Origin of the sequence: Flaviflexus sp. (assembly GCF_041440645.1) — a bacterium.
Lineage (GTDB): Bacteria > Actinomycetota > Actinomycetes > Actinomycetales > Actinomycetaceae > Flaviflexus.
Map to the genome: position 1 here is coordinate 1 of NZ_JASDVN010000046.1, position 10,208 is coordinate 10,208.

Annotated in this window: 8 protein-coding genes; 5 read left to right on the forward strand and 3 right to left on the reverse strand. The window is 60.8% G+C overall.

Annotated elements, in window-relative coordinates; translation table 11 throughout:
* Positions 1–58 precede the first annotated feature (58 nt).
* On the reverse strand, positions 59–1,771 hold the full coding sequence (locus QMB98_RS06405; RefSeq protein WP_371684854.1) for a dihydroxyacetone kinase family protein: 1,713 nt from the start codon (positions 1,769–1,771) through the stop codon (positions 59–61).
* A 23-nt stretch (positions 1,772–1,794) separates the two neighbouring features.
* On the reverse strand, positions 1,795–3,213 hold the full coding sequence (locus QMB98_RS06410) for a sn-glycerol-1-phosphate dehydrogenase (RefSeq protein ID WP_371684855.1): 1,419 nt from the start codon (positions 3,211–3,213) through the stop codon (positions 1,795–1,797).
* A 234-nt stretch (positions 3,214–3,447) separates the two neighbouring features.
* On the opposite strand from QMB98_RS06410, the gene glpK reads away from it, so the two are divergent.
* Positions 3,448–4,947: a glycerol kinase GlpK gene (gene glpK / locus QMB98_RS06415; RefSeq protein ID WP_371684856.1), complete on the forward strand. Its 1,500-nt coding sequence runs from the start codon at positions 3,448–3,450 to the stop codon at positions 4,945–4,947.
* 182 nt (positions 4,948–5,129) lie between these two features.
* Complete coding sequence (locus QMB98_RS06420; protein ID WP_371684857.1) at positions 5,130–5,294, forward strand: hypothetical protein; 165 nt, start codon at positions 5,130–5,132, stop codon at positions 5,292–5,294.
* 434 nt (positions 5,295–5,728) lie between these two features.
* Here QMB98_RS06420 and QMB98_RS06425 read toward each other — a convergent pair whose 3' ends face one another.
* Positions 5,729–6,997: a RuBisCO large subunit C-terminal-like domain-containing protein gene (locus QMB98_RS06425; RefSeq protein ID WP_371684858.1), complete on the reverse strand. Its 1,269-nt coding sequence runs from the start codon at positions 6,995–6,997 to the stop codon at positions 5,729–5,731.
* 446 nt (positions 6,998–7,443) lie between these two features.
* Between QMB98_RS06425 and QMB98_RS06430 the strand changes: the two genes are divergently transcribed.
* The 3 genes from QMB98_RS06430 (at position 7,444) to QMB98_RS06440 (ending at position 10,111) form a co-directional block, all read left to right on the forward strand.
* The gene (locus QMB98_RS06430) at positions 7,444–8,307 is read left to right on the forward strand and encodes a transketolase (RefSeq protein WP_371684859.1); all 864 of its coding nucleotides are present in this window, start codon (positions 7,444–7,446) and stop codon (positions 8,305–8,307) included.
* Between the two features lie 2 nt (positions 8,308–8,309).
* Positions 8,310–9,254, forward strand: a complete 945-nt coding sequence (locus tag QMB98_RS06435; RefSeq protein WP_371684860.1) for a transketolase family protein — start codon at positions 8,310–8,312, stop codon at positions 9,252–9,254.
* 122 nt (positions 9,255–9,376) lie between these two features.
* Complete coding sequence (locus QMB98_RS06440; protein ID WP_371684861.1) at positions 9,377–10,111, forward strand: GntR family transcriptional regulator; 735 nt, start codon at positions 9,377–9,379, stop codon at positions 10,109–10,111.
* The last annotated feature ends 97 nt before the right edge of the window (positions 10,112–10,208 follow it).

A 10,208-nucleotide genomic window follows, 5' to 3' on the forward strand; every position in this document is an offset into this window, starting at 1 on the left:
CCTCCTGGGCAGCGGCGGATTCCAAAACAAACTACACCCCCAATTATGAAGAGCCCATTTAGAGCTCCTGTCCGATCGCTTCAATGATGTAGGCGAGAGAAACGGCGCCGGGATCGGCGTGGCCGACCGAGCGTTCCGCGAGCGGACGTGCGCGACCAATCTTCGGGGAAAGATCCGCAGTCTTATTGGCTGCCTCGGTGGCAACCGCGGAAGCACGGTTCCACTTCTCTGCGAGGGAGCCCTCACCCTTCACTTCCGCCTCGAGAGCGTCAGCGAACGGGAGGAGAGCATCGAGCATGGTCTTGTCGCCAAGCTGGGCGCCACCTGCAGCGAGCAGGGCGTCAGCGACGCGGCGAACCACGTCGGCAACTTGCTCGTCGCTTGGCAGGTCATTGTCGCTAATGCCTTGACCGGCAGCCCCGAGGACAACGCCCCAGAGAGCACCCGAGGTGCCGCCCGCGGTTGCGGACCACGCCTCACCGGCGCCAGCAAGGGTCGTGCCCGCTCCCGCTCCGTCGCCGGAGAGGCGGCGTGCCGCGACTGTCGCGTTCTCAGCGCCGCGGTGCATGCCGATGCCGTGATCGCCGTCGCCGGCGATGGCGTCGAGCTTGCCAAGCTCAGCGGACTTCTCGTCGAGAAGGGCCGTCAGCTTGTCGAGAGTGTCGGCGATGGCGGAAGCGAGCTTCTTCGAGTCGTCCGAGCCTTCCTCGGTGACCTGTAGCTTCGTGGGTTCCTGGGACAGCTCGCCCAGGTCGTCACGCAGGTCGGAGGAGTCGACGGAACCGCGGCGGTAGGACGGGGTGTCAACCGGGTCGTTCCACAGGGAGTCGAGTTCGTCATCGACCCAGAACAGGGTCAGAGAAATGCCGGACATGTCGAGAGAGGTAGCGAACTCGCCAACCTCACCGTCAACGACCGTGAGGCCAGATTCTTCAAGAAGCTTGTTGACGGCACGGAAGGTTACGAACATTTCCTCGTACTTGGCGGCTCCGAGTCCGTTGAGGAGGGCAATGACGCGGCCGTCGTTGCCCTCGGGGCGCTCTTCAAGGAGGCGCTCCACGAGAAGGGCCGCAACCTCATCGGCGGTACCGAGGGGTTCCTCGGAGATGCCGGGCTCGCCGTGCACGCCAAGACCGATCGCCATCTTGCCCTCGGGAACCGTGAACAGGGGCTCGTCCGCACCGGGCAGGGTGCAACCCGAGAAGGCGACACCGAGGGTCCTCGTGCGGGAGTTTGCCTTGTGGAATACGCGTTCGACCTCGTCGAATTCGAGTCCGCGCTCAGCGGCCGCGCCTGTGGTCTTGAAGATCGGAACCCAACCGGCGATGCCGCGGCGCTTCTCGATCTCGTCCGGACCCGCCGACGCAATGTCGTCGGTCGTGACGACTGCCTTGGCAGGGATGCCCTGGGCGGTCAGCTGAGCCGCTGCGTCACCGAAGTGGAGAACGTCGCCGGCGTAGTTGCCGAAGGCAATGAGGACGCCGCCACCGCGTTCCGCGGCCTTGGCAACCGACACTGCCTGCGCGGCCGACGGGGAGGAGAAGATGTTGCCCATGACAACACCGTCCGCCATGCCGTGACCAACCCAGCCGGCGAAGGCGGGGTAGTGGCCGGTGCCGCCGCCGATGACGAGGGCAACCTTCTTCTCGGGGGTCTTCGTGGCGCGAACGGCGCCACCGTAGAGGCCACGGACGTGACGCTTGTTGGCCAGGAGGTAGCCTTCTGCTGCTTCGCTGGGGAAATTTTCGGGGTCGTTAATTAGACGTGTCATGTTCTCACTCTCGTCGTTGAGGGTTATTCATTACTTCCACTGCGGCCCTGTGGCCACGTAGCTATGGTCCCATGGGGACCGAGGAGGGAATCGACGATTCCCGAAAGTACTCCGGTCTCGGCTGCGAGATCGAAGCTGGTGTATCTATTGCGGCTCGTGCGGAGCCGCAAGAAATCCTTGACAATCCGCTCCTTGCTCAGCTGTAACTGGCTCGGGTGGTTGTATCCGTGTGCCGCGGTGAGGTTCTCACGAATCTCATCTGCTGGCCTCATGAGATCCCTCAATTCGGCCCGGAGCGAGGGCCATACTCGCCGAACCGAATCGAGGCGTTCCCGCAGGAGTTCCCGATCTGGGTACTTAGCGGGAAGTTGGGAGTGGGCGACGTTTCGCAGGGGTGAATCCCCGTGCAGGCCGTCTGCCTCGGCAAGCGCCTCCTCCAAGCTTGGCCATGCCGCCACAAGGGAGTCGATGTCGATCTGGGTGAGGTCAAGCTCGAGAAGCTGGTCGTAGAAGGCCGCGACCAGCACGGAACCAACCCCGACCTTGGCGCCGTGGGAGAGCGGGGGGTCGTAGTCGAGTCCCACGTGCTCCATTTCCCACAGGTGGCTGAACATGTGCTCCGCACCGGATCCGGGGCGGGAGGAGTTGTAGGCCTGAATGGCAAGGCCGGACATGAGCAACCCAACCGCGAGGGAGGGAAGCGCGTTCACGTCACGGTTGCCAACTCCCGCTGGATCGGCCAGGGCCGCAACAACGGACCGGGCAGACATGTCCCAGATGTCCTGGTCGATGCCCTCGGCGCCCATGGCCTCCGCGACCCGCCAATCCGCGAGAGCGGAGATCTTTCCGATCATGTCGCCAAAGCCGGAGGCCCACATGATCTGTGGAGCTGTGGCAAGAATGTCGAGATCCATGACCACACCAACGGGTGCGGCGCACGGAATGTTCTGCTTGAAGCCGTCCTTCGAGATCGATGCACCGGCCGCGGTGTAGCCATCCATGGACGGGGCCGTGCCCACCACCCAGTACGGACGGGACAGCTGGTCGGAGGCGAGCTTGACGGCGTCGTTGATGGTACCGGAGCCAACCGCAATGGGAAGAGCGTCCGCACGCAGCTCAAGTTCTGCGCGCACGCGATCGACGAGATCGATCGCGGCGTAGGGGCGGGGAGTGGCCGGCAGAATGATCGGGTCGGCCTGAGGGATGTTCGCGCTCGTCACGGCCTGGGTGACGGCGCCCTGCGCAACGCTCCACGTGGTCTCATCAGCCACGAACACGACCGTGACGGGGCCGTGCTGCTGAGTCAGGAGTTCGCCGAAGGTGGCCGCGACCCCGTACCCGAAACTGACCACCTTGGTCGTGCCGGTACGTTCGAGGGCTCGAGCGATGAGCTCATTTCCACTGGCGATTTGCGACTCAACATCGAGCTGCGCACTGTTCATCGAGATTCTCCTGGTGTCGGAAAAGGTGTGCCGGGAGGCTGGCATCAACAGCTGCTACCTCGCTAATCTTTCGGACATTCACCGAACTGTTGACACGTAACATGACTATACAAGTATGATCATGGTTGCGCAATGTTTCTACGATGGTGAGAAACCGACTTGGGAAGTCATGTCAATGGCTCGCAATGCGCTGAAATAAGCCAATTAACCAGAACTCGAAGGCGAGGAATATCTATGGCTAAGCACATTCTGGCAGTGGATGGTGGTACCACCAGCGTTCGTTCACTCCTCCTGGATGACAAGTTTGAAATCGTCGATATCGCACAGAAGGACATCACTCAGCACTACCCGCGTCCGGGCTGGATTGAGCACGATCCGGAGGAGCTCGTCTCCTTCCAGCTTGAGACGATGAGGGCAGTGCTCCGCAACAACGGCATCCACCCCTCGGACATTGACGCAGTCTCCATCACCAACCAGCGCGAGACCGCGCTCGTGTGGGAGCGTTCAACCGGTGAACCCATCTACAACGCCATCGTGTGGGCCTCCCGCCAGTCAAACAACTTCATTGAGAAGTGGCGCGACCAGGGCCTCGATCCCCTCATTCGTGAGCGGACAGGACTCATCTCCGACGCCTACTACTCGGCATCGAAGATCGCCTGGATTCTCGACAACGTCAAGGGCGCTCGCGAGCGCGCAGAACGCGGCGAGCTCATGGCGGGCACGGTCGACTCCTGGCTGATCTACAACTTCACCGGCAAGCAGCGCTTCGTCACCGACGTATCGAACGCGTCCCGCACCCAGATGTTCAACATCCACACCCTCGACTGGGATGATGACCTGCTCGAGGCCTACGGAATTCCGCGCAAGATGCTGGCCGAGATCCAGCCTTCCGATGGTGACTTCGGCGATCTTGGATTCTCCTTTGGCACGGCAATCCCGATCGCCTCGGTCATGGGTGACCAGCAGGCATCCCTGTTTGGTCAGGCCTGCTTCCAGCAGGGCCAGACGAAGATGACGTACGGAACCTCCGGCGTGCTCGTCATGAACGCGGGCGATACCCCGAAGCTTGTTGAGGGCGTGACCGCCTCCACCGCGTGGAAGGCCCAGGGTGTGCCGGTTTACGACATCGAGGGCGTTGTGTTCTCCATGGGTAAGACCATGCAGTGGCTCCGAGACGACCTCAAGGTCATCCACGACGCCAAGGACTCGGAATGGTACGGCGGACAGGTCGGCTCCACCCACGGTGTTTACCTTGTTCCCGCCTTCACGGGTCTTGCGGCGCCGCACTGGGATCCCTACGCGCGCGCCAACATCGTGGGCATGTCGAACGCGACCACTCGCCTCCACATCATCCGTGCAGCCGTTGAGTCGATGGCGTTCCAGACCCGCGATCTCGTCGAGGCAACCCTGACTGACAAGGACCTGCAGATCCCCGAGCTGAGGGTCGACGGCGGCGCCGTTAACAACAACATGCTCTGCCAGCTGCAGGCCGACGTCCTCGGCATCCCCGTCATCCGCCCCAAGGTCACCGAGGCAACCGCCCTGGGTGCGGCCTGGCTTGCCGGCATCTCAGCCGGAGTCGTCGGCGGCTTCGACGAGGCTGCGGAGCTGTGGAATGTCGACCGTGTCTTCGAGCCGCAGATCTCGGAGGACGAGAAGGAAGAAATGTATGACGGCTGGAAGATGGCCGTCGAAGGATCGAAGGGCTGGGCGCAGAAGGTTAAGAGCGTCTAGTGACTTCGTAGTCGCCATGGTGGTGTGGTGACGAGGGGCGTCTCATATCTCGGGCGCCCCTCAACCATTTCCGCTACAGTTCTCACGTCAACCAGTTCACCAATGAACCTGCTGCAAACACCGTTCGCCTCTTGGGTCATGACGACTGTGCATCAGCTTTGTCTCAGTGAGGAGCCGTCCACATGTTCAAGTGGCTTCGTCGTCGTAAAGAAGAACCTCCCAAGAAGTACACTGCCAACGGTGTGGAGATTGTTGACGCCAGGAACCGGAAAGAACGAGGCGGGTGCTTCGGAGCCATCGTCGACATCATGACGCCTATTGGAAAACTGTTCAGCCTCTTCGACTAGGTGAGATAAGCGTCGGGAGCTCGGCGGATCTAGAGCTACGTCAATTCGGTAGATCTAGAGCAGTATTTGCGGCATTCCTGGTCAAACCGCTCGTCATTCTGAGCGAATTATTGCCGGTAAGTGAATTGAAACCTGCTTTGATCTGGACGTCGGCTTCATGGCCCGATGAGAGCCGGAGTTGTTGACTCGTGGGGTGCGGGCTCATGTTGGCGCACGAACGTGGATCCGACCACGGCTATTGACCGAGTCACTAAATCTGACTCGGTAGCAAGCAGGAGTGAGTGATCGGGTGCGAGCGAGTCTGAGCCCCTGAGCAAGATCTCCGTGGGGTGAGTGACGGCGATGCGTCAACAACCCCACGGAGATCTTCACGCCACGGACTACTTCACCCCATGGACTACTTCACCCCATGGACCACTTCAATTGAAGACGGTCTAGATACCTGTGTCGAAGGCGAGGAGGGCTCGGGAGAGTTCCTCGTGCTCCTCGCCGGCCTCGACAACCGGCTTGCCCTCGAGAACCGCGTCAATGGCCTGACGCATGGCGGTGGCACCGGCCCGCGACCCGTCCGGGTGTCCGTGGACGCCGCCACCGGGGGAGAGAGCGATGTCGTTTCCTAGGTCGCCAACGTACTTCTCGACCATGCCGGGATGAACTCCGCCACCAATGAGGGGGAGTGTGGGCTTGAGTCCGGCCACCGGCGTGCGTAGCGCGCTGACCGTTGACCGGTAGGTTCCCGTCGAGAGCGGGTACCCGCCCCATGGGGTCAGGATCATTGCCATGTCGGCGCCAGCAAGGCGGGGGAGCTGCCCCAGAGCGATTGTGCCTGCCATGCCCGAGTGGGGGCTTTCGATGAACGGGCCGGTGCCAGCAAAGTGACCAAGGACGGGCACGTTAACGGCATCACGGATCATCTGGAGCGCGCCGTAGCCGGTAGCCGAGTAGTTGATCATGAAGGCGGTCGCCCCCTCGTCGGCGCATGCCTTCGCATCGGCGAGCATGCGATCCGGACGGCCGGTGATGTTGACCGCGTAGGGCACGGTGCGGCCAGTTTCTTCCTTAACCCGCTCCGCTTCCTTCCGGAAGGCGCGGACGCGCTCGACAGGGGTGGAACCCGTCGTGTGGGTCAGGACCTCGTCATCCTTGATGATGTCGGCTCCACCAAGTGCTGTCTCGCGGAAGATCGTTGCCGAATCCTCGATCGTCATGCCGATGCAGGGCTTGATCATGCTGAGCAGAAGCGGGCGATCATGCACGCCCGTGAGATCGCGGATCCCATCGAGGCCGAATGCGGGACCGCCGGCCGTCTCGTGGAAGGACTGAGGGAGTGACAGCTCGACGAGTTTGGCTAGAACGGAGGTGGAGGCGTCATTGCCGAGAACGGTGGTGAGCAGGGTTGGGATATCACCGCCGAGGTTGGCGGAGGGAATCCCGATCGTCATGAGCGCGTAGGTGGCTCGAGTGTTGTCCGGCACAGCTACATCCACTGCGGGAACCTCGATGACGCGAATGACGCGGCCCTGGTGTTCCCTGCTCATCCGCTCCGTCACCCCCGGCACGTCAACCCACGTTCCGGTTGTCTGACCAACGGCAAGCTTGGCCGCGGCTGCGTGCGGATCGAATCCTTCCGGAACCGACATGAGATAGGTCGCGTGAACGAGTTCGACCTCGTCAACCTGCTGGAACCAGACATCCTTGTCCATGATCATCCTTAGGGTGAGAACTATCGAGACCCACAGGGGAGAGCATCTCGTATAGTCATGTATAGATAAACCTGTCTCAGTCTCTCACGCCGCGAGTTTCCGCTCAAGCTCAGGACCCAACTTTAAGGGTTGACCTTCACGGATTTCAGCCGAGTTGCGAGGGTCGAACAAGTTCCTTTGGGTATTCCGTTCACAAGTTCCTTCGGGTACTCGCTCAAGAGCTCCCTTGGCTGTTCATTCCATGCGGACGTCTCTGACTTGTCGATGCTTTCGCTGTCTTGACGGGCCTCACCCACCCGTTCTTGAAGGTCTCATTTATCCAACTTGTACATAGTTGTATTGACGAGACTATACAAGTCTGTTCTAATGGAATTGGACAGAGAAGTCGGCCGCTCCCATATGTGCTCCTTTGGGGCATGGGAGCACAAAAGAATTGGGAGAAGACCATGAGCAGCGTGGCTCAGGCAAGCAAAGTACAAGAATCGAGGATCCTCGCGGCGCGCTCGCGGCTGAACGTCGTGAGGATGCTCGAGGCAACCCCAGCAGGTCACGTGGGTGGCGCCCTCTCCTGCATCGACGCAGTCTCGGTGCTCTATGGGCACGTCATGAACGTGGCTCCGGATCGCATCGATGATCCAGACCGGGATAGGTTCCTCCTCTCGGCAGGGCACAAGGCTCTCGCCCAGTACGCGGTACTCGCGGAACTCGGGTACTTCGACAAGAGCATTCTTGATCAGTACGGCAAGGTGAACACCCCGCTCGGCGGACATCCCGACATGCACAAGCTGCCGGGAATCGAAGGCAACACGGGAGCGCTCGGGCACGGCCTGGGGCTCGGAGTCGGCATGGCGCTTGGCCTGCGCGGGAGAAGCGATGCTCAGGTCTACGTGGTCATGGGCGACGGTGAACTTGCTGAGGGATCCAATTGGGAAGGTGCGGCCATGGCGGCCCATTACACGATCGATAACCTGACCGCCCTCGTCGACGTCAACGGCATGCAGATCTCCGGCACCACGGCAGAGGTTCTGAACATGGAGAAGATTGCGGACAAGTTCCGCGCCTTTGGTTGGAACGTCACGGAAGTTGATGGTCAGGACCACGAGGCTCTCCACGAGGTGCTCGCCGTTCCGGCTGAACCCGGAGTCCCCACCGCGATTATCCTCCGTACCGTCAAGGGCTCCGGCATCTCCGACATCGCGGGAACGGTTGGTTCTCACTACTGGAAGCCCACCGCAGATCAGGTGAAGAGGGCGCGGCAGGAACTCGAGGACGAAATTATCGCGCTGACCGACGACATCGAGAGGAACTAGTTATGTCTCAGACCATTCAGTACGTTGACCCGCGCAAGACCTTCGGCAAGGCCATCGCCGATCTCGCGGAAGAACGCGAGAATGTTGTTGTCCTGTCGACCGACTCCGGAAAGAGTTCCGGGTTTGGTGACTTCCTGGTTGAGCATCCCGATCGGTACTTCGAGATGGGGATTGCGGAGCAGGGAGCGACTGCCGTTGCTGCAGGACTTGCGAGCACAGGGGCCATTCCGGTGTACTGCGCGATCGCACCTTTCGTGACGAGCAGGAACTTTGAGTTTTTCCGCAACGACGTTGGCTACATGGGCCAGAACGTCAAGATCGTTGGCCGCAACGGCGGCTTCACGTACTCGGAACTGGGTTCCACCCACCATTCCCTCGAGGATTACGCGATCATCGGCTCCATTCCCGGAGTGACGGTGCTGGCGCCCGGTGATGCTGGTGAGATGAGGGCTGCGTGCGCCGCCATGCTCGACCACGAGGGGCCGGTCTACATGAGGATCGGGGCAGGCCCCATTCCCGACTATGAGGAGGACCGAGAGTTTGTCATTGGCAGGGGCTACTACGTGACCCGTGGTAGCGACCTCACCGTCATCGCAACCGGATACACGAGCATCTACGTGCGTGAGGCGGTTGCGGAACTCGAGAACGAGGGTGTCAGCGTCGATCTCATCTGCCTGCCCACGGTCACCCCCATCGATTCCGACATCATCATCGAATCCGTGAGCAGGACCGGTCATGCACTCACCGTTGAGGAACACTACGAGTTTGGTGGCTTGGGAACCCGGGTTGCTGATGTTCTGAGCGCTCGCGGGATAGGCAAGCTGACGAAGCTTGCTGTCGAACACAAGAACCAACCCTCCAGCACCTACGAGGACCTGTTGGAACGGAATGGGCTCGACGTGTCGGGAATTAAGGCTTCCGTCCTGGAAGTGCTCAAGAACAAGTAGAATGGCGATCAAGTTCGCAGGTCAGTTAAGGAATTGGGGCGACCTTGGTCATGGAAGACTGAAGGATCCTCCGAATACCCTTGTTGCCTGATGACGACCATCCTGAGCGTACGAGGTAACGAATGAAAGATCTACTCGATAGGGAATCGGCGATCCCGCTGTACACCCAGATCGAAACCGTGTTGCGCGAGTTCTTGGCAACGGGGGAGTGGAAGTCCGGTCAGAAGATCCCGTCGGAATCCATTCTTCAGACCCAGTTCGGTGTCTCCCGGATGACAGTCCGCGGGGTCCTCAACATGCTGGCCGATGAGGGGCTCCTGCACCGCGTTCCTGGCAAGGGCACCTTCGTGACCGAGTCGAAGATTGCCACGAGATCCCCCGCATACCAGGGAATCCGCCAGCAGCTCGAGGACCGCGGATACAGTACCGAGACGGAGATGCTTGGTTTCGAGCTCGTACCCGCTCCCGAGAGAGTCCGATCCTTCTTCAACTTCTCAGAAGGAACGAAGGTCTACGAGATCACCCGCAGGCGATTCCTTGAGGGCAAGCCCGTCACCCTCCACAAGGCGTGGGTCAGTGCCGATCTTGCTCCCGGTCTCGACCGGTTCGATGTTGCCGACAGGCAACTCTGCGAGGTGCTCAGCACCGAATTTTCTCTCAACGTGAAGAACACGGCCGAGACCCTCGAGGTTGCTCGGGCAACCGAACAGCAGGCCGAGTATCTCGAGTGCGAAGCGGGCGATCCGCTGCTCCTCCTCACCGACCAGCTACGCGACGCTCAGGGCAGGCCCTTCGAGTACACGAAGCTCTATATGAGGGGCGATCAGATGAAGCTCGAATTCAACTTCGAGTCATAGCCGGCGATCCCGTTGCGAGTCATCACGGAGGATTGAGTAAGGCGTTCCAGGCGAGAGATTCAGCTCGGGTCTTGACAGGTAGTGAGGGGGGGGGGGG